Origin of the sequence: Govania unica, from assembly GCF_027920805.1 — a bacterium.
GTDB lineage: Bacteria > Pseudomonadota > Alphaproteobacteria > Sphingomonadales > Govanellaceae > Govanella > Govanella unica.
In genome coordinates, this window is sequence record NZ_JANWOI010000003.1 from 427969 (window position 1) to 452064 (window position 24096).

Sequence of the window (24096 nt, forward strand, 5' to 3'; positions counted from 1 at the left end):
GCATGAAGTATTTAGGGAGTTAATCATGAAGCGTATCTTAGTAGCGAGCGTATCGACCTTTGCAGTTCTCGGGATGGTGCCAGCTCTGGCCCAGTCCACCACCGGCACTGGCATCCACGAAGCCAGCGGTTTCGAAGAAATCGTCGTCACCGCGCGCAAGCGCACGGAGCGGCTTCAGGACGTGCCGATCACCGTCACCGCGCTGACCAGCCGTGAACTGGCCGATCGCGGCATGAACGACCTTTTCAAGGTCAGCCAGTTCACCCCGGGCATGTCGTTTGAAAAGTCCAACCGCTATGGCACCCAGGGCGGCGTCAGCCGTCCGGTCATTCGCGGCATGTCGGTGGTTCTGGGTGAAAGCAACGCCTCGGTGTTTATCGACGGCGTGCCCTATTCGGATTCGATTCTTTCCTTCCCCTTCGACATCGTCGACCGGGTCGAGGTGATCAAGGGTCCGCAGGCCGCGCTGTTTGGCCGCTCGACCTTTTCGGGCGCGATCAACCTGATCACCAAGCGCGGCAGCAACGATTTTGACAACAAGGTCACGCTGAAGGCTGCCACGGATGAAAATTACGAAGTGAACCTGCTGTCACGCGGGCCGATCGTTGAAGACAAGCTGTTTTACATGGCTCACGCCCGTTACTATACGTTCGGCGGTCAGTATAAAAACAGCCTCGACGGCCGGAAGCTCGGCGAAGAAGAATCGGTCAGCGCCAGCGGCTCGCTTGAATTCCGTCCGAGCGACAATCTGACCATCATGCTGAGCGGCGGTTACAACCGCGATAAGGACGGTCTGGCAGCCATCGCCTTGCAGGATCGCTTTGCCAATAACTGCTTCCTCAACACCCCGCGCCAATATTTTTGCGGTGTGGTCAAAGCTCCGGATGAAGCAACCCTCGACATCGCCGGTCTGAATGGCACCGAAGGTCTGCACCGGACGACGAAGCGCGTCGGCGCGGTGATCGAATATAATCTCAATGACTTCATCATCACGTCGAACACCGGGGCCTTCTTCACCAAGTCGGAATATGGCCATGACTCGACCTATCAGGGTGCCACGGCCTTTGGCTTGCTGACCATCCCGAACGCCCCCGGCGCTGTCCGCGCACCAACCGACGCCGTTCGCACCGGCAACGTCCTCCGCAACGAAGTCGGCAAGCGCGACGAATGGTCGAGCGAACTTCGCGTTCAATCGCCGCAGATGGGCGCCTTCCGCTATCTCGGCGGCGTGTTCTATTACCAAAAGCGCCGCCCGCTTGAGGAGCGTCACTTCTCCGTGCTTGCCCCGACCATCGATTCCGGGACCGACCGCACCGACAACTGGGCCGTCTTCGGGTCGGTTGGAGCGGACATCACCAGCAACTGGTCCACATCGTTCGAAATCCGCTATGCCCAGGATAAGATCGGCAACTACAAGTCCGCGACCGATGTGCTGATCGAGCGCAAATTCAAGTCGGTCACGCCGCGTCTGACCACTGACTATAAGCTTTCTGAAAACTCGATGGTCTATGGCACCATCGCCCGCGGCAACAAGCCGGGGGTTATCAACTCCGACCCGCGCTTCCCGGTCGACGTCCAGTTCGCCAATGAAGAAAGCAGCTGGAACTACGAAATCGGGACCAAGAACACCTTGCTCGACGGCCGCATGATCCTGAATGCCGCCATGTATTATATTGATTGGAGCAAACAGCAGGTCAGCTCGTCCTATTTCTTCCCGACCGGTGGCAGCCGCTCTTACATTGTCAACGCCGGTAAGACCGAAGTGAAGGGTTTTGAACTCGAACTCTCGGGCATGGTCAGTGACTATGTCACACTCGGCATGACCTATGCCTTGAATGACGCGAAGTTCGTTGAATTCAACGATGCGGAAGCGTTCGATCTTTTCGGCAATGCTTCGGTCGCGGGCAAGCAACTGCCGAATATGTCGAAGCATCAGATGACCATGTTCGGTAAGGTGAACTATCCGGTGACCGAGACCATCAACGTCTTCGCCCGTGCCGACGCCGCCTATAACGAGCGTAAATATGCGCAGATCTACAACCTGGCCTCGACCGGCGATCAATATCTCGTCAACCTGAAGTTCGGCGTCACCAGCGAACGCTGGACCATGACCTTCTTCGTCGACAACCTGACCAATGACCGCACGTCGTCGTCGATCATCCGCTGGATCGACCAGTCGAACCTGAACGTGCCGCAACATGTCAATTCGAATCCGGCCCAGAACAACTATGTGTCGCCGACCGGAGTCGTCTCGACGACCACCGAGCGTGCGTTCCAGGTCGCTCTGCCGTCCCTGCGTCAGGTCGGGGTCACATTCTCCTACAACTTCTAATCCGGAACCGGAGCGCACTGCCGATCGGCGGTGCGCCTCCTCTTGAAAAGGGTAATATGCATGTCTTTTACGTTCAAGAAAGTACCCAGCCTTCTGGTCGCCGCAGCCCTGTCGGCGCTGCTCGTGACCCCGGCCGCGGCGAAAGATGTTCCGATCACCTCCTGCGACACCCTCGCCACCCATCCGGAAGATCCCGATAAGGTCACCGCCGGCGTCCCACGGGCTAAGATCAATCGACCGGAAGCCATCGCCGCCTGCCGTCAGGCGGTCGCCGAATATCCCGACACGCCGCGCTTCAAATATCAACTGTCGCGCGTGCTGTTCTATGACGGACAGGAAAAAGAAGGCGTCGAACGCATGCGCGGCGCTGCTGAAACCGGCTATCCGCAAGCTGAATTCGTCTATGGCCTGTTCATCACCAACAAACGCAATTTCGCCCCGACCGATATCTGCCTGGCCGAGCGCTTCTGGAAAGCATCAGCCCATGGCGGCCGCCACGCCGCCACGGTGAATTACGTCCGCTTCGCCGAAGAAGGCCAGTTCGACAAATGCGGCCCCCTCGCATCCAAAGCCGAAATGAAAGACCTCTTGGCCAAAGCCCGCACCGCCATGACCAGCTACTACGAACGCCTGCTGGTAGACAATCTGGCTCAGGATCTTGAAAAAGATCAAAAACTGAAATAACCCGCCGCGCCGGGCCAAGTAAAATAAACGAGCCGCTTGCCGCAACCCGGGAAGCGGCTCGTTTCGTCCGAACCCAAGATGGATTGCCGGGGCAAGCCCGGCAATGACAGCAGAGGGGCAACGGCCGCCCTTAAAAACCTGTCATACGCGGGCTCGACCCGTGTATCCATGCCCGGCAATGACAATGTTTTTGTGTGTGCTTGAGCATGGGATGAATTGCTCCCCACTCGTCATTGCGAGGCAGAGCCGAAGCAATCCAGTCCCTCCACTACAAAGTCCTGGATCGCCACGCCGCTGACGCGGCTCGCGATGACGGTGGTGGATTGCCGGTGTCCACGCCCGGCAATGACAGCCGGGGGATAATGGCCGCCCTTAAAAACCTGTCATACGCGGGCTTGACCCGCGTATCCATCTCGCCGCCCCGCTGAACCGCCGATCCCCACGTCGGTAATGACAAGGGCGGGGTGTAACTCCTCCCTGACCACCTAATTCAAACGCTTGTTTTTTTCCTCAATTCGGGTTTTATGAAGAACAGTACAAAAAAACAATCAGGCCCCCCCAACAAGGCCCCTAGTCAGGAAGACGATCAGAATGTCCGTACAGAAAAATGATGTCGTGATCCTCAGCGCCGTGCGCACCGCCATTGGCGGTTTTGGTGGCAGTCTCAAGGATGTCCCCCTCAATGAACTGGCGGCGAAAGTGGTGGCCGAGGCGGTCTCCCGCGCGGGCGTGCAGCCTGATGACGTCCAGTCGGTGGTGGTCGGCAGCGTTATCCGCACGGAAACCTATGATGCTTATCTGTCCCGCGTGGCGGCGCTCAAGGCTGGCCTGCCGCAGTCGGTGCAATGCCTGACCGTGAACCGTCTCTGCGGCAGCGGGCTTGAAGCCATTGTCCTTGCCGCCCAGCAGATCGAGCTTGGCGAAGTGGAGCTGGCCGTCGCCGGTGGTGCGGAAAACATGAGCCGTTCGATCTATCATGTGCCGTCAGCGCGTTGGGGCCAGCGCATGGGCGACGCCACCGTGGTCGACGAGCTGACCACGGTTCTGACCGACCCCTTCGGCAACGGCCATATGGGCGTCACGGCGGAAAACGTAGCAGCCGAATACGGCATTTCCCGCGAGACTCAGGACGCCTTCGCGGTCGAGAGTCATCGCCGCGCCATCGCCGCCATCCGCAACGGCTATTTCAAAGATCAGATCCTGCCGATCGAATTGAAAACCCGCAAAGGTGTCACGATTTTCGACACCGACGAGCACCCGCGCGACAATGTGACCCTCGAGTCTCTGGCCGCCTTGCGTCCGGCTTTCAAGAAAGACGGATCGGTGACGGCGGGCAACGCCTCGGGCATCAATGACGGCGCGTCCATGCTGGTGCTGATGGACCGCGCCCGCGCCGAACGCGAAGGCCGCAAGCCGCTCGCCCGCATCGTCTCCTACGCCCGCGCCGGGGTTGACCCGAAACTCATGGGCACCGGCCCCATTCCGGCCGTCACCCGCGCCCTCGAACGCGCCAATCTGACCGTGGCCGACATGGACGTCATCGAATCGAACGAGGCCTTCGCGTCCCAGGCCTGCGCGGTGTCGGGCGCGCTCGGGTTCCCGGCTGACAAGGTCAACCCAAACGGCGGCGCCGTGGCCCTCGGTCACCCGGTCGGCGCGAGTGGAGCGATCATCACCACAAAAACGATTTACGAGCTTGAGCGCACTGGCGGTCGATATGGACTTATGACACTCTGCATCGGCGGCGGGCAGGGGATCGCCGCGGTGATCGAAAGGCTGTAATCGTGAAATATAAAGCTATTGGCTGCCTGAGCATGGCGGCCCTTCTTGTTCATACCAATGCCAGTGCCGGTAGTGATGCCTTCAAGACCTATGGCGATGTGGCAAGTTTCGCGATTCCGGCGCTCGCCGCCGGCATCACGCTCTATAAAGGCGATGAGGAGGGGCTGAAGGAATTCGGCCTCGGCTTCCTGCTCTCCATGGGCGCGACCTACGGCTTGAAGAAAACCGTCCACCGGGAACGCCCGGATATGTCGGACAATGAATCCTTCCCCTCAGGTCACGCAGCCCGTGCCTTTGCCGGGGCCTCCTACCTTCAGTTCCGCTATGGCTCGGCCTACGGTCTCCCCATGTATCTCGCCTCGGGTGCCGTCGGCTGGAGCCGCGTCGACGCCCGCAAGCACCACTGGACCGATGTCATAGCGTCCGGCGTGTTGACCACCGCCGTCGCCTGGTTCACCACCAGCAAATATCAGGACATCCCGGTCAATGTGTCGCTGATGATGGGCGAAGACCAAAACCGCACCTACGGCCTAGCCGCCAACATGCAGTTCTGAACCCTTTCCCAAATTGTCATTGCCGGGCTCGACCCGGCAATCCATCTGCCCGCCGCTTAGTCGGTTGAACCATGGATTGCCGGGTCAAGCCCGGCAATGACAGGATGTTGTTAGGGATGGTAAAGCCTTAAGCAGACAACCGTGGGCTTCCCCCGACATTATTTGTCATTGCCGGGCTTGACCCGGCAATCCATCCCTCAACCAGCACAGAGCTTGCCCCTCAGGCCACAGCCATCAGGCGTTGTCTCGGTTCTTCGCCCAAGAAATCGGCGATGGCTTCTGCCGCTCGTTCGGCCGAGGGGCGTTCTTCAAGATCGAAGGTCTCGGCAAACAGCTTGCGCTGGCGGTCGAAATAGCCGCCGCGATCCTCACGGGCATTGCTCAGGGCTTGTCCGAGGTCATCGGTGCCCTCGATCACCGGCCCAAGCGACCAGCAGCGATAATTTGGATTGCCTTGCCATTTGGCATGGTGGGAATTCAGAAACACGCTCGGCCGCGGCTGCACCAGGAATTCATAGATCTGGCTGCTGACATCACCGAGATAAATATCGGCGCCAAGCGTATAGGTCATGTCCATCAGGGCCGGGCTGCCAGTATCGATACGGATATGCGGGCAATTGAAATATTTCGACGGAATATCCTGCCGCACCCGAAAATAGAAATTCTCCAGCGAGATATGAACCTTCTTGCGGAACAGCATCACATGCGGCGCAAAGATCAGATTATAGTCCTGACTATTGTAGAAATACTCAAGAACCTCAAGCCCCATCCGGTGATAGGACGAAAGCTTCGGCTCGAAATGCGGGTTATAAAGCACCGTCGGGCGGTCGTTATCGAAAAATCGCGGCTTGTGCCCGATACGGTCGGCCACGGTGTCGAATTTCGGATAGCCGACGACTTTGAACTGTTCCTCGCGCAGAAACCCGGAGTCGACAAACCGTTTGCTCAGTTTGGGGCCGGACAGCAGCACCAGATCGAATTTGCCCGCTGACCGGCTGAAACCGACGGATCGGTCGCCGCTGCCATGGCCGGTATAAATCAGTTTGGGCGTATTGACGCCGAGCAGTTTCTTAAGAATGAGCGTGGTGAATTCAGGCACGATCAGCGCATCATATTGGGCCAGTGTTTTTCTGTGACGGACCAGATTGCTGATGCGGCTGAACGGGAGAACGCTGTTGGCCATGGTGCCGATCATGGCCTGGATGGAGGATGCCGCGAGCCGCTCGACCTTGAGTCCGGTTTCGCGCACGTCGCCGAGGACCTTTCGCGCCTGTTCATAAAGTTCGGAGGAGGTGACCAGCAGATCGACGTCAAAATTCGGATAGCGTTCTTTCAATTCCTGAGCCACAGGCGCCCCATGGGCGACCTGATGCGGGGCGTCATGATTGAATAGAAAAGCTATCTTGCGTGTTTTCGACATGTCGTTTTTGCTCATGCTACTATCGCCATTCGCATTGAGGGTCACCAGTGAACAACAGGAAGTCCATGCGATTTGGCTTCCTTGGCAAAAGAGTTCTTGGGGCTCACGACGACGCCGCGATCGGCCCATAAAAGGCAGGGCAGGTCCGAACGGTCATCGGAATAAAAACTGATTTCGGGACGTGGCGTCAGGCCAAGCACGCCTTCGGCTTCGAGATAGCTTTGGACCATGGTGAGTTTGTTCTCGCCATAGCAGTTGCCGCCGATGATTTTGGCCAGAAGAAACCCGTCCCGGGTGGTGGATTGCGTTGCCACCAGACCGTCGAATTCAAGCGCTTCAGCGAACAGGGCGGCGTAGAAATCAAAGCTTGCGGTGGCCAGCACCAGGCGAGCCCCTTTGGCGCGTTCGGCGCGGATGACGGTCTGGGCGTCCCGGCGCAGATATTTGCGCAGATAGCCGGCGACGAAATTGCGCAACACCGGCTCAAGCCGCCACAAGGCGACGCGCCCGAGAAAAAGCCCGAGCATTCTTTCCTTGAGTCGGTCGCGGCTCATAAGTCCGGCCTTATAGGCCAGCATAAGAACAGGTGCGATGGGAATAGCGAGGAGACGCCAGGGGCACAGGCGTAGGCTGGCAAAGATCAGGAAGGGTGTATAGGAACCGCGGCTCGTGATGGTACGGTCAAGGTCGAAGATTGCCACCGGCTGTGCGGCTGTGGCATCGAACCCTGAAAAAGACAGACCTGTTTCGCGAATGCGCTGATCCATATTTGCTTGCATCGATCCTTTACAACCAGACCGCGAAGGAGATTGCTCTTCATCAACGTCATGGTTTTTCACTATAATTTCGTTTTAATACTTTTGGGGCGCCGCCACAACACTCCCCAAAGTATGTGGAAATCAGACAATCACAATTATGTGAACATCATGGCGATTCTAGGGCAAGCTCTGAAAGTTCCTATGGCGCGCCACGGGCAAAAATGCGCTATCATGTATTAGAAAACATTATGAATTCGGGAGAGGGCTTATGGAGATACGGACCATTCTCGTACCCGTTGCGGATGAGGCCCTTGGCCGTCAGGCGTTGCAGGCTGCCGTGCAGCTGGCGCGGGTTTTTGCCGCTCATGTGACGGCGCTCCATGTGAAATATGACCCGGCCATCCCGATGCCCTATGTGGCCGGTCCCATTCCGGCCGATATGCTGATGGAGCTGTCCACCAACGCGGTCAAGCTCGCCGATGAGCAGGCCCTGCGGTACCGGACCATGACCGCGACCCTGTTCGCCGAAGCGGGCATCCGCACCGACGCGATGCCCGGAGATGGCCTGGGTGCGAGCGGCGAATGGCTTGAAGATCAGGGCAATATCGACTTTGTTTACGGTGCTGCGGGCCGGGTTTACGACCTCGCGGTGGTGGCGCAACCGACCAAGGGCGCAAGCGAGATCCTGATCGATGTGCTTGAAGGTCTGCTGTTTTATTCTGGCCATCCGGTTTTGATGGTGCCCGAGACGCCGGTGGCGCGGATCGGCGCCACCACGGTGATCGCCTGGAACGGCAGCCGGGAAGGGGCCCGGGCGGCCACGGCGGCCCTGCCGTTCCTTAAAAGGGCCGACCGCATCGTCATCCTCACCGTCGGCGATGACAGCAACAGTGGTGAAGGCCCAAGTCCGAAGGCGCTCGCGACCAGTCTCAAATGGCATGGAGTGGAGGCCGAGATTGTTCATGTAAAAGATGATACTCTGTCAGACGGTCAGGCTATTTTAAAGTCGGCGGCCGGGCTCGGGGCCGATCTTCTGGTCACCGGAGCTTATTCCCACAGCCGGTTGCGCGAGCTTATTCTGGGTGGCGTAACCCATGATCTTGTTGCTCATGCGAGTCTGCCGGTTCTGTTTGGTCATTAAAAAATAATCCGTGGCGAGCGAAGGGAGTTGCCCGCGCCACCCGTAATACTTTCTGAGTGCGGCATGAGTGTCGTATGCCGAAGGGGCGGGAGATGCCTTTTTAGATAGGAGAACGGATTATGAAACTCGTTCGTATCATGCTTTTGGCCTGTTCAGCTGCGGTTGCCCTTCCTGCAATGGCTATGGCAGCGGATCAAGCCCAATCCGATAATCAGCCGCCAATGTATTCCCGCAACGGCGAGCATTGGAGGCCTGAGGGTGCGCGCCATGAAATGAAGCGCATGACCAAGGAAGAATTCCAGGCCAAGGCGGCGGAAGCCTATAAAGATGCCGACACCAATAAAGACGGCAAAGTGACGCTCGATGAATTCCGCGCACATGTCAAACGTGAGCAGGAACGCCGGGAGGCCGAGCGTGAAGCTGCGATCTTCAAGAGCATGGACACCAACAACGACGGTTATGTTACCGCCGAGGAGTTCAAGGCTGGCGCAGACCGCATGTATGAGAGAATGGAACAGCATCGCGGCAAGTGGGAAGCCCGTCGTGGCGAGCACAAGGGCAAGAAGGCCCATACCGCTCCGGCCCAGACCGCTCCGGCCCAAACTCCTCCTGCCAAGTAATCCCTGAAAACATCCACAAGGCTGCCTTGCCCCGGTCGGGGCATTGCAGCCTTGTGTTTTCACATGATCCCTCTCTTGCCCCGGCGGGCGTCTCCCAGTAATGTGCGGGGTCAATTTAGACTGCGTACCAACGCGTGACAGTCCGTAAGGAGCGACCGATGTTCAAGGGCTCGATTACCGCCCTCATTACCCCCTTCCGGGATGGTGCCTTTGATGAGGCCGCCTTCCGGAAATTAGTTGAATGGCAGATCGCGGAAGGCACCCACGGGCTCGTCCCCTGCGGCACCACCGGCGAGTCGCCGACGCTCAGCCATGAAGAGCATCGTCGCGTTACCGAAGTCTGCATCGAAGTGGCGGCGAAACGGGTGCCTGTGATCGCGGGCTGCGGGTCAAACTCGACCAGCGAAGCCATCAGTCTCTCGATCCATGCCGAAAAGGCCGGGGCTGACGGTCTGCTGATCGTCACGCCCTATTACAACAAGCCGACCCAGGAAGGCCTTTATCAGCATTTCAAGGCCATTCACGACGCCACCAGCCTGCCGATCCTGATCTATAATATTCCGGGCCGCAGCGTCGTCGATATGTCGGTGGAGACCATGACCCGGCTGGCCGAGCTGCCGCGCATCGTTGGCAGCAAGGACGCCACCGCCGATCTCGGCCGTGCCACCCGCGAACGCAACGCCTGCGGCACGGATTTCCTGCTGTTGTCGGGCGAAGACATCACCGCGCTTGGTTTTATGGCCCATGGCGGTCATGGTTGCATCTCGGTGACCTCGAACATCGCGCCGCGTCTTTGTGCCGAGTTTCAGAACGCCTGTCTGGCCGGTGATTTCAAAACCGCGCTTGCGCTTCAGGACAAACTCGCCGGGGTTCATGACGCCATGTTCGTCGAAACCAGCCCCGGCCCGGTGAAATATGCGGCAAAGCTGCTCGGCTTCGCGTCGGATGAAATGCGCCTGCCCATGGCGCCGGTGTCCGACAAGACCCGGGCCACGGTGGATGCCGCCCTTAAAAAGGCCGGTCTCACGTCATGAATGCACCAAAGGCGGGCCGTGAAATCCGCGTCATCGCGGAAAACCGCAAGGCCCGCCACAATTACTTTATTGAGGACGAGACCGAGGCCGGCATCATGCTCGTCGGCACCGAAGTCAAATCCCTGCGCGCGGGCCACGCCAATATCGGCGATGCCTTTGCCGAGGTGCGCGGCGAGGAAATCTTCCTCATCAATGCCCATATTCAGGAATATGAATTCGGCAACCGCAACAACCACGACGCCCGCCGCCCGCGCAAACTGCTGCTCAACCGCCGCGAAATCAACCGCATCATGGCCGCCATCCAGCGCAAGGGCTACACGGTCGTCCCGCTCAATATCTATTTCAACGAACGCGGCCGCGTAAAAGTCAAAATCGGCCTGGCCAAGGGCAAACAGCTCCACGACAAACGCGCCAGCGAAAAAGAACGCGACTGGAGCCGGGAAAAAGGCCGCCTCCTCAAAGACCACGGCTGATCGCTCCCCCGCCTCTGTCATTGCCGGGCCTGACCCGGCAATCCATTCTTCGGGCGGCAAGATGGATACGCGGGTCAAGCCCGCGTATGACACAATAAAATCCCCCGTCATCCTGAGCGAAGCGACAGGACCCAGTCTTTCCCACCCTTGTCATTGCCGGGCTTGACCCGGCAATCCATTCTTCGGGCAGCAAGATGGATACGCGGGTCAAGCCCACGCATGCCCCCATAAAATCCCCCGCCCTCCGTCTGATCGCAAAATCTCTGGCCTCCCGGCCGTTGGCGGATTATGACGAAGACAAGCCTGTAAGTTTGCTCAAGGATCACGGCAGATGGCGGACGAAGATAAAATCACCGGAACCGGTCAGATCAAAGACAAACTGATCCGCACCAAGGAAGCCTGGGCGCGGGAAGGGCGCCTGCTTACCGGCAGCGTCGGCGATCCCACCCGCGATCGCCTGCCGCCCGGCCAGCGCGAGGTCAAGGACTGGCCGGTGCTCGATATGGGCTATCAGCCGACCATCCCGAACCATCTCTGGCGGCTCACCATCGATGGCCTCGTCACCACCCCGCTGACATGGACCCACGCCGATTTCATGGCCCAGCCACAGGTCGATCTTGTCACCGACATTCACTGCGTCACCCAATGGTCGCGCTATGACAATCACTGGAACGGCATAACCTCGGCCCATGTGCTCGCCCTGGTGCAGCCAAAGCCCGCGGCGAAGCATGTCATTTTCCACAGTTATGACGGCTACACCACCAATGTGGCCCTCGACGTCTTCGCCGCCCCCGACGTGCTCCTGGCCCATTCCTGGGAAGGCGCGCCGCTCACCAAGGAACATGGCGGCCCGGTCCGCATTATGATCCCGCGCTTCTATTTCTGGAAAAGCGCCAAGTGGATCAAGCGCATAGAATTCTCAGCCGAAGACAAACCCGGCTTCTGGGAAGTACGCGGCTACCACAATACCGCCGACCCCTGGAAAGAAGACCGCTACAGCGGCCCCGAAGCCCCCGAACCCATCTTCCCCAACCCGGACATCTGAACGGGGCGCGCGACCGTCGCGGTGGCACGCCGCAGGTAATGACTTACAGAGCTGTCCCAACCCTGTCATTGCCGGGCCTGACCCGGCAATCCATTCTTCGGGCGGCGAGCTGGATACGCGGGTCATGCCCACGTATGACACCATAAAATCCCCCGTCATCCTGAGCGCAGCGACAGGATCCAGTCTTTCCTTAACGGCCGTTCCTGCTGATGCGAACCAAATCAAGTCCGGCGGCGGCGGATGGTGCAGAGGGCGAGCAAGGCAAGGCCGACGAGGGCGGCGGATTGTGGGGCAGGGATTTCTGCTTTCGGCCCGCTCGGCAGGGGGCCGCTGTAGGAGGCGAGATGGACTGCGCCCAGCGGGGTGAAGTCCTTGGCGATCACGCTGCCATTCAGGGCAAATATATTGCTGATGGTGGCATTAGGCGCCAGCACGGTGCCATAAAACTCGCGGTTGAAGTTCAGCGACGTGGCGTCGTAAAAATTCCAGATGGCCATGGGGGCGATGGTCGCGCCAATGCCATCGAGGAAATTTTCGATGACCGTCATGGACGAACCGCCGACATTGATGATGAAGCTGTTGGCGCCGCCGAGAACAAAGGTGATTTCGTTGGTCGACTTAAAGAAGGCGTCACCGTTGGGGATCGAGAAAACGGCCTGGCCGTCCGCGCCCGGCGTGGCGGTGAAGGTTGCCCGCTTGCCGGAGATCGTAACAGTGCTTGTGGTGGCAAGGCCCTTCAAGTCGGTCGAGAGCTGATCCATGACCGGCTTGAAATTTGGAACATCCACGGCGGGGACGATTTGCTGGTTGCCGGTCACATTGCTGATGACAGTACCTTTAATATAGGCTGTGCCGCCGTTCATGTGCATGTTCTGAGCGTTGCCGGCGATATAGGCGTCACCATTGCCATCGATGGTTTTGAGGGCGCCCGTGACCTTGCCGCCAACGGTCAGGGCGCCGTAGTTTGAGGCATTCACTTCGCTCGGCCGGGTGTAATAGGTCGATAACTTGCCCCCCAGATTGCCGGTGACCAGCGTCCGTCCCTGAATTTCGGAAAAGGCGTTCAGGTTGCCAAAGGTCACCACATTGAATTGCGACAAAACCTCAGCCGCGGTGAGGGGGCCTGCAAGGGAGGGCGTCGCGCCCAAAGTTAAGCCGGCAACAGTCAAAAATGCACAAATAAACAGGTTCAAAAAACGTGGCATATTATTACCCTCAAATTCTTTGATAATGGACAATGAACGAATATAAATTATATATTTATTGCTATTAAAACGAGATATGTCGGTCTCACCGAACCCGCGAGAATGCAAAGCCTTTTGTGGCTGAATTGCTTAACTTCTTCAGGCGAATTCGTCACTATAATAGGAACATTTATAGAACAATTTTGTGCAAATGTCAATAGATTTGAAAGGCGATGGAACCTCGTTAAATTACGAGTCCCTGAATTTTCTCAAACACCGCTTCAAACATTTCCGTCGTCAACCGCCCGGTATTGGTGTTGTAGCGGGAGCAATGATAGCTGTCGACGATGGCCAGCCCACTGTCCCGGCCCCCGCTGTCCAGATGATGCACAGCGCCATGGCCAAAGGGGAATTCCGACAGCTTGCGACCCAGCGTCCGCAGCACTGCCTCATGGGAGATTCGGCCGAGGCATAGCACCACGCGCAAACTCGGGAACAGCGCCATTTCGGCCACCAGAAACGGACGGCAAGCGGCGGCTTCGGCGGGGGTCGGCTTATTTTCCGGCGGCACGCAGCGCACGGCATTGGTGATCGCGGTCCTGACCAGCGTAAGCCCGTCATCGGCCCGGGCCCCATAGCTGCCCTGGGCAAAGCCATATTTGATCAGCGTCGCATAAAGCAGATCCCCGGCATAATCGCCGGTGAACGGCCGTCCGCTGCTGTTCGCGCCCCGGAGGCCAGGGGCGAGCCCGACCACCAGCAGCCGCGGATCCTCACTGAGAAAGGACGGCACCGGCGCATTATGCCAGTCCGGCCAGCTGGCGCGGTTGGCAGCGCGAAACGCCACCAGCCGGGGGCATAGGCTGCACTCCCGGCCGGGCGGCGTGAACAACTGGGCAGCGACAGCGACAGCCTTCATACGGTTTCAATCTCGGCGGTGGCTTGCGGATCGCTCTGGTTGCCGAGGCGGCTGATATGCTCGCGGATGTCATCCAGTTCCAGGAAGCGGTCGGCCTGACGGCGCAATTCATCGGCCACCAGCGGCGGCACCCCGCGCATGGTGCTGCAGACGGTGACGCGCACGCCCTTCCATTGCAGCGCCTCGACCAGACGGCGGAAATCGCCATCGCCCGAGAACAGGACCAGATGGTTGATATGGCTTGAAAAATCCATGGCATCGACGGCGATTTCGATGTCCATGTTGCCCTTGATGCGGCGTTGCCCTTCACTATCGGTGAAGGTCTTGGCGGGTTTGGTGATCACCGCATAGCCGTTATAATCCAGCCAATCGACCAGCGGGCGCAGCGGGGAATAATCGCCGTCCTCGATCAGTGCCGTGTAGTAAAAGGCCCGGATCAGGTGGGTCTGGGCGGCGAAATAAGCGCGCAAGCGGCGGAAATCGATATCAAGCTTCAATGACCGCGCCGCTGCATGCAGATTGGCGCCATCAATGAAAAGGGCTGTTTTGTCAGTTGGATAGAAGATAAAGTTATTGTTATGGCCAGGGTTTGGCATCGGCAATTGCTTTCTTGAAATATGGGAGCAGGAAAATCGGCAATAGTCTTGCGATCACGAATACGGATCGAGTATAGGCTCGCTTTGTCCGTTCGTCTAATCATCCGGATCACATATCCGTGACAGGATCATCCATGATTTTTGTGGCCCTTGGCGCCAATCTTCCGTCTGAAACCTTCGGACCCCCGGCGGCAACGCTCGATGCGGCAGTTAGGGCGCTTGAGGCGCGCGGCCTGCGGCTCACCGCCCGTTCCCGCTGGTTTGAAAGCGAGCCGGTGCCGCGTTCGGATCAGCCCTGGTTCGTGAATGGCGTCGTCGCCTTCGAGACGGCGCTGCCGCCCGCCGCCATCCTTCAGATCCTGCATGAGGTGGAGGCGGAGTTCGGCCGTATCCGCCGCATCACCTGGGAGGCGCGCATTCTCGATCTCGACCTGATCGCCTGTGACGATCTGGTGCTACCCAATGCGGCGGTCTGGCAGGCGGCGTCCCGCAGCATGTCGGCGCCGGAGCTGGTGCTGCCGCATCCGCGCGCTCATCTGCGCAGTTTCGTGCTGTTGCCACTGCTTGATATTGCCCCGGACTGGCGTCATCCGGTGCTCGGGCTTGACGTCCGGGCGTTGCTGGCCGGGCTTCCGCCGGAAAAGGGCGTCGTCCGCCCATTGCCGGATCGTTGCTGAGGCTTTATAACGGCTCATATGCTTTACAGGCATGACCTCAGCCTGTATAAGCCCGAGCTTATCTGTTTTCTAGGTCTGGAGACTGTCCTATGGCCCGCGTAACCGTTGAAGATTGCGTTGATAAAGTGCCGAATCGGTTCGATCTCGTGCTGCTGGCGGCTCAGCGCGCCCGTCAGGTCTCGGCCGGTTCGCCGATCCTGGTCGAACGTGACAACGACAAGAACCCGGTTGTGGCCTTGCGTGAAATCGCCGACAGCAAAGTCAGTGTCGACGAACTGCGCGAAGCGCTGGTCCATGGCATGCAGCGGCATGTTGAAGTCGACGAGCCGGAAGAAGAAAGCGATGTCGCCCTTCTGCTGTCCGGCCGCAAGATGGCTGAAAGCGCGGAATCCTTCTCCCAAAGCGCCCGCGCCGTCAAGGATGACGCTGACGATCAGGGTGCTGACGACGGGCTCGACGCTTAACGCCAGTTCAGGTATTTGACGTTCGCGAAGGGCGGCTGCTGTCCGGGTTCAGGTCCGGGGGCGCCGCCTTTCCCATATCTGTCATGATCTTTTGCGACCATCCTCTTTTATCCATCCGGAATAGCTCTTAAATGGCTATGTAAGTCGACGCTGCAAAGCCGCCGAGAAACCCCGAGGGACCTTTCGACGTGATCCGCCAATACGAGCTCGTGGAACGTGTACGCGCATATGACAAGGACGCCGACGAGGCGCTCCTTAACCGCGCTTATGTGTTTTCCATGCGTGCGCATGGCTCGCAGACACGCGCGTCCGGCGACCCTTATTTCTCGCATCCGCTTGAGGTCGCGGGCATTCTGACCGACATGCAGCTTGATTGCGCGACCATCGTGACAGCGCTCCTGCATGATACGATTGAAGACACCATCGCCACCTATGAGGAGATCGAGGAGCTGTTCGGCGTCGATGTCGCCCGGCTTGTGGATGGCGTGACCAAGCTGTCACGCATCGAAATGGTCTCCGAAGTTTCCCGTCAGGCCGAAAATTTCCGCAAATTCCTGCTCGCCATGTCGAGCGATATCCGTGTGCTTTTGGTCAAGCTTGCCGACCGGCTCCATAACATGCGGACGCTGCATTACATCAAGACGCCGGAAAAGCGCCGCCGTATCGCCCTTGAGACCATGGAAATCTATGCCCCGCTCGCGGCCCGCATCGGTATGCATGAAATCAAGGAAGAGCTTGAGGAACTGTCGTTCCAGCATCTGTTCCCCGAAGCCCGGGCGTCGATCATGGCCCGCCTCGACTTCCTCCATGGCGAGGGCGGGGAGGGTCTGCGTCAGCGCATCATGAATCACATCACCACGCTGTTGCAGGACTTTGGCATCGCCGCTCAGGTGACCGGGCGCGAAAAGACGCCCTATTCCATCTGGCGCAAGATGCAGAACAACAATGTGGCGTTCGAACAATTGTCGGACATCATGGCCTTCCGCGTCATCGTCGACAGCGAGGAAACCTGTTACCGGGTGCTCGGTCTGGTGCATGGCCATTGGCAGGCGGTGCCGGGCACGTTCGACGATTATATTTCGACTCCGAAACGGAATGGCTATCAGTCGCTCCATACGGCGGTCATGGGGCCTGAGCGCCAGCGCATCGAAGTGCAGATCCGTACCGAGGAAATGCATCGCGTGGCCGAACTCGGCGTGGCCGCCCATTGGAGCTACAAGCAGAACGTCGAATCCACCGTCGACGGCATGCAATATAAGTGGATTCAGGAACTGCTCGAAATCCTCGACCATGCGTCGTCGCCCGAGGAGTTTCTGGAAAACACCAAGCTCGCCATGTTCCAGGACCAGGTGTTCTGCTTCACCCCGAAGGGCGAGCTGATCGCTCTGCCGCGTGGCGCGACTCCGGTGGATTTCGCCTATGCCGTCCATTCCCAGATCGGCGATACCTGCGTCGGCGCCAAGGTCAATGGCAAGCCGGTGCCGCTCCGCTCGGAACTCCATAACGGCGATCAGGTGGAAATCCTGCGGTCAAAGGCGCAGACTCCGAACCCGCGCTGGGAAAGCTTCGTCAATACCGGCAAGGCGCGCTCGGCCATCCGCCGCCATATCCGCCAGCAGCAGCGCAAGGAATATATGGAGCTCGGGCGCGAGATCCTCGAACGCGCCTTCGAAAAAGAAGACCGCGACCTGACCTCGAAAGCCATTCAGGAGGCGGTGACCCGGCTCAAGCTTCAGGACACCGCCGATCTTTATATGCAGGTCGGGCAGGGCACCATGTCGGAACGTCAGGTGTTCGAAATCGTATTCCCGGGCGCAAAGCTTAAGGGCGACTATGCCAAACCCTTGCCCTTCGCCCGCGACAAGACGCGTGACCGCAAGGCCGGCGACCATGCAGTGCCGATCAAGGGGCTGACGCCGGGCGTCGCCGTGCATCTCAGCGAATGCTGCCATCCGCTGCCGGGCGACCGCATCGTTGGCGTCATGCTGCCCGGCAAGGGTGTCATGGTCCACACCATCGACTGTGAAGCGCTTGAGGCCTTCATGGAAATGCCCGAACGCTGGGTCGATCTGTCCTGGTACAAGGATGAGGATCAGGCCGAAAGTTACGTGGGCCGGGTCGAGATCCTGATTTCGAACGAAATCGGCGCCCTGGCCAAAATTGCCGAAGTGGTTGCCCGCGATCATGGAAATATCAATAATCTAAGGATCACTGACCGCGATCCTGAATTCTTCCGGTTGGTGGTTGATCTTGAAGTCCATGATGTGAAGCATTTGACGAATATTGTGGCGGCTCTGCGCGCAAACCCGGTGGTCAATACCGTCGAGCGTGTGCGCGGGTGAATGATGATATGAACGGAAAGAACACTGTTATGGAACATGAAGAGGTCCTCAACCATTTCCGCGATGCGGGTGCTTTGCTCGAAGGGCATTTTCTGCTGTCGTCGGGATTGCACAGCCCGGTCTATCTGCAATGCGCCCGGGTCATGATGGACGCCCGTCGCGGCGAGATCCTGTGCAAGGCGCTGGCTGACACCGTCCGCGCGGGCCTCAAGGAAAAGATCGATCTCGTGGTGGCTCCGGCCATGGGCGGCATTCTCGTCGGTTATGAACTCGGCCGTCAGCTTGGCGTGCCGACCATTTTCGCCGAGCGGGTCGAAGGCACCTTCACAATCCGTCGCGGCTTCTCCATTCCCGACGGTGCGAAGATTTTGCTCAGCGAGGATATTGTCACCACTGGTCTGTCGTCGCGCGAATGCATCAATGTGGTGCGCAAGCATGGTGGCGACGTGGTCGCGGCGGCCTGTCTTATCGATCGGTCGAATGGCCGCGCCGATGTGGGCGTGCCGCTTTTCAGCCTGACGCGGCTGGATGTGCCGGCTTATGAATCAAGCGCCGTTCCGCCCGAACTCGCAGCTATACCTGCTGAAAAGCCGGGCAGCCGGGGCCTGAACTAGGGCATATAAACTCATAAGGTTCCGCCGTGAGCGGAACCAGCGGTCAGATAGTGGACATGGGCTCAAAGCAGCCATCAGATAAAACGTCACCCGGACCAAAACGCGCGCGCTGGCTCAATTTGATTTGGCCGCAAATGGGGTGGCGTCGCTACATCATTTTCATGCGCCATCGTCTTGGCCGCATGCAAGGGACGCCTTACAGCATCGCCGCCGGTTTTGCCTGCGGCGCCGCCATGTCCATGACGCCGCTGTTTGGTCTGCATCTGGTGGTGTCGCTGATCGTGGCCTGGGCCATCCGGGCCAATGTGCTGGCGGCGGCCTTGGGGACTTTGCTCGGCAATCCCTGGACTTACCCGATTTTCATTTACTGGACCTTTGAGCTTGGTTCAGTGATTCTCGGCCATCATAGTGGGGGGGGTGTCTTCGCGCAGTTCAGCCTCGATGATTTGTGGCATCATCCGCTTCAGACGCTGGAGCCGGTCATCTGGCCCATGATCGTGGGCAGCGTGCCGCTTGTGATTATGGTATGGTCATTAACCTATTGGCCGCTTTATACCGTCATCAAGCGGTATAAAAATCAGCGCACAGAACGGCGGCTCCGCCGCGCACTTGAATTGATGCATCGCATGAAGGCCGGTACGGCGACGAAGGAGAAGTGAGCATGACCGATCGTATAACGCGGGCTCTCCGTCTCGGGGTGAACATCGACCATGTGGCCACCATCCGCAACGCGCGCGGCGGTCATCATCCAGATCCGGTGCGGGCAGCGGTGGTAGCCGCCCGGGCCGGCGCGGACGGCATCACCGCGCATCTTCGTGAAGACCGCCGGCATATTTCCGACCATGACATCGCCCGCCTCAGCCGCGAAATAGATCTGCCGCTCAATCTTGAGATGGCGGCCACGGCGGAAATGCTGGAAATCGCCCTGCGTCACCGGCCCCACGCGGCCTGCATCGTGCCCGAAAAGCGCGAGGAACTGACGACCGAAGGCGGTCTTGACGTGGCGGGCGGCTTCTCGGTTCTTGAGCCTTTCGTCAATGCCTTGAAATCAGCCGATATCCTGGTCACGCTTTTTGTCGATCCCGACCATCTGCAGATCGAGGCGTCAAAGGCGCTGTTCGTCGATCAGGTCGAACTCCACACCGGCAGCTATTGTTCGGCCCAGGGTTCTGAGCGCAGTCACGAGCTGCGCCGTCTCGAACAGGCAGCGCTGCAAGCCGAAGGTCTCGGTCTCGAAGTTCATGCCGGTCATGGCCTCTCCTATGAAAACGTGATGGAGATTGCCCGCATCCCGCAGATCGTCGAACTCAATATCGGCCATTTCCTGATCGGGGAGGCTATTTTCGACGGCCTCGAAGGCGCCATCCGTCATATGCGCAGCCTGATGGATCAGGGACGAGGCCACAGCCTCGAACATCACCGCAAGGCCTGAGCAGATCATGCGTATTCTGGGGCTCGGCAGCGATATCGTCGACATCCGCCGTATCGAGCAATCGCTTGAACGACGCGGCGAACGCTTCATCAAGCGCATTTTCACCCCCGTCGAGGTGGCGAAATCCGAAGGCCGGGCAGGCCGCACAGCCAGTTACGCCAAACGTTTCGCCGCCAAGGAAGCCTGTTCGAAAGCGCTCGGCACCGGCTTCAAAAAGGGCGTGTTCTGGCGCGATCTCGGCGTCGTCAACGACCCGAGCGGCAAGCCGACCATGGTCCTGACCGGCGGCGCCCTCGACCGCCTCAAGGCCCTGACCCCAGATGGCCAGCTGGTGGAAATTCACCTCACCATCACCGATGAATACCCCTACGCCCAGGCCCAGGTCATGATCACCTCCCGGAGCCCGGATGAATGAAGATCCTGCAAGTTCCCATGGATGCCCGGGTCAAGCCCGGGCATGACACTATAAAGGTTGTCACCCCTCCTAATTGTCATTGCCGGGCTTGACCCGGCAATCCATCAGGTGGCCACCCCCGCCAAGACTTGACAGCATGGACCGGAATAGGCTTGATGGCCCAAATCAGGCTTTAGGAAAGCAAAAGCGAATGGAAAAGGCCGACGTAATGGAGAAGAAGGTAGAGGGATCGCTCGGAGAAACGCTCAGGACCATTGGGTTTGCGCTGCTCATTGCGATAGTCTTCCGCAGCTTTGTCTATCAGCCCTTCAACATCCCGTCCGAGTCCATGGTGCCGACCTTGCTTGTGGGCGATTATCTGTTCGTCTCCAAATTCGCCTATGGCTACAGCCGCCATTCGCTGCCCTTCAGCCCGCCCATTTTCGATGGCCGCATCTTTGAAAAGCCGGTGAAACGTGGCGACGTGGTGGTGTTCAAGCTGCCGCGCGACAACAGCACCGACTATATCAAGCGCATTGTCGGCCTGCCGGGCGACCGCGTTCAGATGCGCGACGGCGTGCTGTTCCTCAATGATCAGCCGGTCAAGCGTGAGCGGGTGACTGACTTCGTCGCCGACGACCCCAACCTGACGGTGCATCGCGCGATCCAGTATCGCGAGACCCTGCCGAACGGCGTCAGCTATAACACCCTTGATCTCTACGGCCCGACCGATGCCGACAACACGCCAGTGTTCGAAGTGCCGAAAGGCTATTATTTCGCCATGGGTGACAACCGCGACAATTCCGCCGACAGCCGCTTGCCGATGTCGATCGGGGTCGGCTTCGTCCCGGCGGAAAACCTGCTGGGCAAGGCGGAAATCATCACCTTCTCAACCGATGGCGGCGCGCGCTTGTGGGAATTCTGGAAATGGCTGCCCTCCATGCGCTTCTCCCGCTTCTTCAAGCCGATTTACTGACATCATGAGCAGCCTGGACGATCTGGATGGTCTATACTCGATCCTCGGACATCGGTTCGAGGATCTGTCTCTGCTGACGGAGGCGCTCACTCATCCCTCCATGGCGGGCGGAGTGAACTATCAGCGGCTGGAGTTTCTCGGTGACCGGGTGCTTGGCCTGATCATCGCGGATCTGCTCTACACGCGCTCTCCGACCGTTAAAGAAGGCGTTCTGGCCCGGCAACTTGCCGATCTGGTGCGGCAGGAGGCTCTGGCCGAAGTGGCGCAGACGATTGGGCTCGTGCCCTATATCCGTCTCGCCAAAAGTGCCGAGGATGATGGCGGGCGGAGCAAACCGGCTATTCTGGCCGATGCCTGCGAGGCGGTGATCGGCGCGCTTTATCTTGACAGCGGTCTTGAGGCTGCCGGGAACTTTATCGAACGCGCCTGGGCCAGTTTGTTGAACGACCGCACGCGTGGCATGCGGGATGCTAAATCGGCGCTTCAGGAATGGGCGCAGGGCAAGGGCTATCCGACCCCGAGTTATCGGGAAACCGCGCGCGAGGGGCCAGATCATGCCCCGTCCTTCACTGTTGAAGTGGAAGTGCGCGGTCATCCGCCGGTCGCGGGAAGCGGACCATCGAAACGGGCGGCCGAAATGTTGGCCGCCGATATACTTTTGAAAAAAGTTCAGACTGAAAAAGGTACAGAATGACTGATCCTGCAAGTGGCGACATGATGCGCTGCGGTTTCGTGGCTATTGTCGGCGCTCCGAACGCCGGGAAATCCACGCTGCTCAACCGTCTGTCGGGCTCGAAGCTCGCCATTGTCAGCGCCAAGGTGCAGACCACCCGCACCCGCACGCTTGGCATCGTCATCGAAGGCCGGTCGCAGATCGTGTTCGTGGATACCCCGGGCATTTTCAAGCCGCGCCGCCGTCTTGATCGCGCCATGGTCGCCGCCGCCTGGGAAGGGGCCGAGGACGCGGATCAGATCGTGCTCATGGTCGACGCCGCCCGGAAAATCGACGAAGACACCCGCCGCATCATCGAGCAGTTCAAGGCTGCCAACCGCAAGGTCATCCTCGCCCTCAACAAGATTGATGGCCTGCATCGCGAAAAGCTTCTGGGACTTGCTGCCGAATTGAACGAAAGCGGCGTCTTCAGCGACGTCTTCATGATTTCGGCCCTGACCGGCGACGGCGTGGACGATCTCCTGGCCCATGTCTCGGCGCGGCTCCCGGAAGGCCCCTGGCATTACCCGGAAGACCAGCTGACCGACATCACCGAACGCGTGCTGGCGGCGGAAATCACCCGTGAAAAGCTCTATGGCGTGCTCCATGACGAGCTGCCCTATGCCGCCACCGTAGAAACCGAGTCCTGGGAAGAGAAAAAAGACGGCAGCGTCCGCATCGCCCAGGTCATTTTCATCGAGCGCGAAAGCCAAAAAGCCATCGTCATCGGCAAAAGCGGCCAGCAACTGAAGAAAATCGGCCAACGCGCCCGCGAAGACCTCGAAGGTATCCTGGAACGCCGGGTGCATCTGTTCATTTTCGTCAAAGTCCGCGAAAACTGGGGCGATGACCGCGAACGCTACCGTAACCTCGGCCTGGATTACGTGGAGTAAGCCTTGATCGTCGTCTAGTCTCACCTATCCTTTAGTGTCATTCCCGCGAAAGCGGGAATCCATGGTTGCCGCCGGTCTGGATCCCCGCATACGCGAGGATGACACCATGGGGTTAGGCGACTCCTCGCGTCAGCAGATCAGTGTCATCCCGGCCCCTCCATATCCTGTCATCCCCGCGAACGCGGGGATCCAGACCCACGCCAACCACGGCTTCCCGCTTCGCAGGAATGACACTATAAGGTTGGGCGGCAAGGCGGACATGATAAGCAGGACCCTCTATGGACTGGACTGACAGCGGCATCGTCCTCGGCGGCCAGCCTTTTGGTGAGTATGACCTGCGGCTTGAGCTGCTGACGGCCGCCCATGGCCGTCTCCATGGCATCGTCAAGGGCGGTCAGTCGCGGCGTCAGCGCGGGGCCTTGCAGCCTGGCAATCGGCTCGAAGTCACCTGGCGCGCCCGCATCGAAACTCAGCTCGGCACCATCACATCGGAATTGAAAACCGCGCATAGTCTGGCCATCGCCCGCGAGCCCGGACCCTTGGCGGCGCTGGTCTCCTGCCTTGCGCTCGCCACGACCTGTCTGCCGGAGCGCGAGCCGCATCGCCCGGTCCATGATGGCCTCGCCGCGGTCATCGATCTCCTGGATGCGAGCGGGGAGGGTGCGGAGGCACGTCTCATGTGGGGCAGCGGCGTTGTGCGCTTTGAACTTGGTCTGCTCCGCGATCTCGGCTTCGGGCTTGACCTCAGCGAATGCGCGTCTACCGGGCAGGTGGACGATCTCTGTTATGTCTCCCCGAAAAGCGGCCGCGCGGTGTCGCGGGATGCCGGCCAGCCTTACCGGGAGCGGCTGTTGCGCCTGCCGGACTTCCTGCTGGAACCGGGGGCCACGGCGCCAAAACTTGACGACATCACCGACGGCCTGGCGCTCGCGGGGTTTTTCATCAACCGCTGTTTGCTTAGCCCCCATGGCCGTGTCATGCCTGCCGCCCGGCTGCGTTTGACTGAATATGTTGCGAGCCTGGCCAAGCGGGATATAAACTGACACCATA

25 protein-coding genes are annotated in these 24096 nt (G+C 59.2%); 20 read left to right on the plus strand and 5 right to left on the minus strand.

What is annotated here, in order from left to right; translation table 11 throughout:
• The first annotated feature begins 25 nt into the window (after positions 1–25).
• The 4 genes from NYP16_RS09770 (at position 26) to NYP16_RS14535 (ending at position 5352) form a co-directional block, all read left to right on the plus strand.
• Positions 26–2332, plus strand: a complete 2307-nt coding sequence (locus NYP16_RS09770) for a TonB-dependent receptor (RefSeq protein ID WP_274943950.1) — start codon at positions 26–28, stop codon at positions 2330–2332.
• 60 nt (positions 2333–2392) lie between these two features.
• On the plus strand, positions 2393–3016 hold the full coding sequence (locus NYP16_RS09775) for a hypothetical protein (protein ID WP_274943951.1): 624 nt from the start codon (positions 2393–2395) through the stop codon (positions 3014–3016).
• Positions 3017–3607: 591 nt separating this feature from the next.
• A complete protein-coding gene (locus NYP16_RS09780; protein ID WP_274943952.1) occupies positions 3608–4798 on the plus strand; it encodes an acetyl-CoA C-acyltransferase family protein in 1191 nt (396 codons plus the stop codon).
• Positions 4799–4800: 2 nt separating this feature from the next.
• Positions 4801–5352, plus strand: a complete 552-nt coding sequence (locus NYP16_RS14535) for a phosphatase PAP2 family protein (protein WP_274943953.1) — start codon at positions 4801–4803, stop codon at positions 5350–5352.
• A gap of 220 nt (positions 5353–5572) precedes the next feature.
• On the opposite strand, the gene NYP16_RS09790 is transcribed toward NYP16_RS14535, so the two are convergent.
• On the minus strand, positions 5573–6787 hold the full coding sequence (locus tag NYP16_RS09790; protein ID WP_274943954.1) for a hypothetical protein: 1215 nt from the start codon (positions 6785–6787) through the stop codon (positions 5573–5575).
• A gap of 26 nt (positions 6788–6813) precedes the next feature.
• Positions 6814–7551: an HAD family hydrolase gene (locus tag NYP16_RS09795; RefSeq protein WP_274943955.1), complete on the minus strand. Its 738-nt coding sequence runs from the start codon at positions 7549–7551 to the stop codon at positions 6814–6816.
• 247 nt (positions 7552–7798) lie between these two features.
• Between NYP16_RS09795 and NYP16_RS09800 the strand changes: the two genes are divergently transcribed.
• From NYP16_RS09800 to NYP16_RS09820, 5 genes are all read left to right on the plus strand, one after another.
• Entirely contained in the window at positions 7799–8671 is an 873-nt protein-coding gene (locus NYP16_RS09800; protein WP_274943956.1) for a universal stress protein, read from the plus strand.
• A gap of 119 nt (positions 8672–8790) precedes the next feature.
• Positions 8791–9291: an EF-hand domain-containing protein gene (locus NYP16_RS09805; RefSeq protein WP_274943957.1), complete on the plus strand. Its 501-nt coding sequence runs from the start codon at positions 8791–8793 to the stop codon at positions 9289–9291.
• Positions 9292–9449: 158 nt separating this feature from the next.
• The gene (gene dapA, locus NYP16_RS09810) at positions 9450–10325 is read left to right on the plus strand and encodes a 4-hydroxy-tetrahydrodipicolinate synthase (protein ID WP_274943958.1); all 876 of its coding nucleotides are present in this window, start codon (positions 9450–9452) and stop codon (positions 10323–10325) included.
• The gene (gene smpB / locus NYP16_RS09815; RefSeq protein WP_274943959.1) at positions 10322–10798 is read left to right on the plus strand and encodes an SsrA-binding protein SmpB; all 477 of its coding nucleotides are present in this window, start codon (positions 10322–10324) and stop codon (positions 10796–10798) included. Before dapA ends, smpB begins: the two co-directional genes overlap by 4 nt.
• Positions 10799–11129: 331 nt before the next feature.
• Positions 11130–11843 carry a sulfite oxidase-like oxidoreductase gene (locus tag NYP16_RS09820; protein ID WP_274943960.1) on the plus strand — a complete coding sequence of 238 codons (714 nt, stop codon included), beginning with the start codon at positions 11130–11132 and terminating at the stop codon, positions 11841–11843.
• A 221-nt stretch (positions 11844–12064) separates the two neighbouring features.
• On the opposite strand, the gene NYP16_RS09825 is transcribed toward NYP16_RS09820, so the two are convergent.
• From NYP16_RS09825 to NYP16_RS09835, 3 genes are all read right to left on the minus strand, one after another.
• Positions 12065–13048, minus strand: a complete 984-nt coding sequence (locus NYP16_RS09825) for a choice-of-anchor A family protein (RefSeq protein WP_274943961.1) — start codon at positions 13046–13048, stop codon at positions 12065–12067.
• A 223-nt stretch (positions 13049–13271) separates the two neighbouring features.
• Entirely contained in the window at positions 13272–13946 is a 675-nt protein-coding gene (locus NYP16_RS09830) for a uracil-DNA glycosylase (protein WP_274943962.1), read from the minus strand.
• Positions 13943–14542, minus strand: a complete 600-nt coding sequence (locus NYP16_RS09835) for a LabA-like NYN domain-containing protein (RefSeq protein ID WP_274943963.1) — start codon at positions 14540–14542, stop codon at positions 13943–13945. Before NYP16_RS09835 ends, NYP16_RS09830 begins: the two co-directional genes overlap by 4 nt.
• A gap of 134 nt (positions 14543–14676) precedes the next feature.
• On the opposite strand from NYP16_RS09835, the gene folK reads away from it, so the two are divergent.
• From folK to recO, 11 genes are all read left to right on the plus strand, one after another.
• Positions 14677–15219, plus strand: coding sequence for a 2-amino-4-hydroxy-6-hydroxymethyldihydropteridine diphosphokinase (gene folK, locus NYP16_RS09840; protein ID WP_274943964.1), 543 nt, complete (start codon positions 14677–14679; stop codon positions 15217–15219).
• 89 nt (positions 15220–15308) lie between these two features.
• On the plus strand, positions 15309–15683 hold the full coding sequence (gene rpoZ / locus NYP16_RS09845) for a DNA-directed RNA polymerase subunit omega (protein ID WP_283255505.1): 375 nt from the start codon (positions 15309–15311) through the stop codon (positions 15681–15683).
• 188 nt (positions 15684–15871) lie between these two features.
• Positions 15872–18025: a RelA/SpoT family protein gene (locus NYP16_RS09850; protein WP_274943965.1), complete on the plus strand. Its 2154-nt coding sequence runs from the start codon at positions 15872–15874 to the stop codon at positions 18023–18025.
• A 29-nt stretch (positions 18026–18054) separates the two neighbouring features.
• Complete coding sequence (pyrE, locus tag NYP16_RS09855; RefSeq protein ID WP_274943966.1) at positions 18055–18639, plus strand: orotate phosphoribosyltransferase; 585 nt, start codon at positions 18055–18057, stop codon at positions 18637–18639.
• Between the two features lie 134 nt (positions 18640–18773).
• Positions 18774–19298, plus strand: coding sequence for a DUF2062 domain-containing protein (locus NYP16_RS09860; RefSeq protein ID WP_274943967.1), 525 nt, complete (start codon positions 18774–18776; stop codon positions 19296–19298).
• Between the two features lie 14 nt (positions 19299–19312).
• Positions 19313–20071, plus strand: a complete 759-nt coding sequence (locus NYP16_RS09865) for a pyridoxine 5'-phosphate synthase (protein WP_346742518.1) — start codon at positions 19313–19315, stop codon at positions 20069–20071.
• Positions 20072–20078: 7 nt separating this feature from the next.
• Positions 20079–20486: a holo-ACP synthase gene (gene acpS / locus NYP16_RS09870; protein ID WP_274943969.1), complete on the plus strand. Its 408-nt coding sequence runs from the start codon at positions 20079–20081 to the stop codon at positions 20484–20486.
• Positions 20487–20694: 208 nt separating this feature from the next.
• Entirely contained in the window at positions 20695–21441 is a 747-nt protein-coding gene (lepB, locus tag NYP16_RS09875; protein WP_274943970.1) for a signal peptidase I, read from the plus strand.
• A 4-nt stretch (positions 21442–21445) separates the two neighbouring features.
• The gene (rnc, locus tag NYP16_RS09880; RefSeq protein WP_274943971.1) at positions 21446–22135 is read left to right on the plus strand and encodes a ribonuclease III; all 690 of its coding nucleotides are present in this window, start codon (positions 21446–21448) and stop codon (positions 22133–22135) included.
• On the plus strand, positions 22132–23046 hold the full coding sequence (era, locus tag NYP16_RS09885) for a GTPase Era (RefSeq protein WP_274943972.1): 915 nt from the start codon (positions 22132–22134) through the stop codon (positions 23044–23046). The genes rnc and era overlap by 4 nt, the downstream gene beginning before the upstream one ends.
• Positions 23047–23324: 278 nt before the next feature.
• The gene (gene recO / locus NYP16_RS09890; protein ID WP_274943973.1) at positions 23325–24089 is read left to right on the plus strand and encodes a DNA repair protein RecO; all 765 of its coding nucleotides are present in this window, start codon (positions 23325–23327) and stop codon (positions 24087–24089) included.
• Positions 24090–24096 lie beyond the last annotated feature (7 nt).

What these genes read in the sequence shown, in the direction of transcription:
- NYP16_RS09805 (WP_274943957.1), top strand. Translation starts at nt 8,791, where the DNA reads ATGAAACTCGTTCGTATCATGCTTTTGGCCTGTTCAGCTGCGGTTGCC.
- recO (WP_274943973.1), top strand. Translation starts at nt 23,325, where the DNA reads ATGGACTGGACTGACAGCGGCATCGTCCTCGGCGGCCAGCCTTTTGGT.
- NYP16_RS09860 (WP_274943967.1), top strand. Translation starts at nt 18,774, where the DNA reads ATGGGGTGGCGTCGCTACATCATTTTCATGCGCCATCGTCTTGGCCGC.
- era (WP_274943972.1), top strand. Translation starts at nt 22,132, where the DNA reads ATGACTGATCCTGCAAGTGGCGACATGATGCGCTGCGGTTTCGTGGCT.
- pyrE (WP_274943966.1), top strand. Translation starts at nt 18,055, where the DNA reads ATGGAACATGAAGAGGTCCTCAACCATTTCCGCGATGCGGGTGCTTTG.
- acpS (WP_274943969.1), top strand. Translation starts at nt 20,079, where the DNA reads ATGCGTATTCTGGGGCTCGGCAGCGATATCGTCGACATCCGCCGTATC.
- NYP16_RS09770 (WP_274943950.1), top strand. Translation starts at nt 26, where the DNA reads ATGAAGCGTATCTTAGTAGCGAGCGTATCGACCTTTGCAGTTCTCGGG.
- NYP16_RS09825 (WP_274943961.1), bottom strand. Translation starts at nt 13,048, where the DNA reads ATGCCACGTTTTTTGAACCTGTTTATTTGTGCATTTTTGACTGTTGCC.
- NYP16_RS09795 (WP_274943955.1), bottom strand. Translation starts at nt 7,551, where the DNA reads ATGCAAGCAAATATGGATCAGCGCATTCGCGAAACAGGTCTGTCTTTT.
- folK (WP_274943964.1), top strand. Translation starts at nt 14,677, where the DNA reads ATGATTTTTGTGGCCCTTGGCGCCAATCTTCCGTCTGAAACCTTCGGA.
- dapA (WP_274943958.1), top strand. Translation starts at nt 9,450, where the DNA reads ATGTTCAAGGGCTCGATTACCGCCCTCATTACCCCCTTCCGGGATGGT.
- NYP16_RS09800 (WP_274943956.1), top strand. Translation starts at nt 7,799, where the DNA reads ATGGAGATACGGACCATTCTCGTACCCGTTGCGGATGAGGCCCTTGGC.
- NYP16_RS09775 (WP_274943951.1), top strand. Translation starts at nt 2,393, where the DNA reads ATGTCTTTTACGTTCAAGAAAGTACCCAGCCTTCTGGTCGCCGCAGCC.
- smpB (WP_274943959.1), top strand. Translation starts at nt 10,322, where the DNA reads ATGAATGCACCAAAGGCGGGCCGTGAAATCCGCGTCATCGCGGAAAAC.
- NYP16_RS09820 (WP_274943960.1), top strand. Translation starts at nt 11,130, where the DNA reads ATGGCGGACGAAGATAAAATCACCGGAACCGGTCAGATCAAAGACAAA.
- NYP16_RS09830 (WP_274943962.1), bottom strand. Translation starts at nt 13,946, where the DNA reads ATGAAGGCTGTCGCTGTCGCTGCCCAGTTGTTCACGCCGCCCGGCCGG.
- NYP16_RS09835 (WP_274943963.1), bottom strand. Translation starts at nt 14,542, where the DNA reads ATGCCAAACCCTGGCCATAACAATAACTTTATCTTCTATCCAACTGAC.
- lepB (WP_274943970.1), top strand. Translation starts at nt 20,695, where the DNA reads ATGGAGAAGAAGGTAGAGGGATCGCTCGGAGAAACGCTCAGGACCATT.
- rpoZ (WP_283255505.1), top strand. Translation starts at nt 15,309, where the DNA reads ATGGCCCGCGTAACCGTTGAAGATTGCGTTGATAAAGTGCCGAATCGG.
- NYP16_RS09790 (WP_274943954.1), bottom strand. Translation starts at nt 6,787, where the DNA reads ATGAGCAAAAACGACATGTCGAAAACACGCAAGATAGCTTTTCTATTC.
- NYP16_RS09780 (WP_274943952.1), top strand. Translation starts at nt 3,608, where the DNA reads ATGTCCGTACAGAAAAATGATGTCGTGATCCTCAGCGCCGTGCGCACC.
- rnc (WP_274943971.1), top strand. Translation starts at nt 21,446, where the DNA reads ATGAGCAGCCTGGACGATCTGGATGGTCTATACTCGATCCTCGGACAT.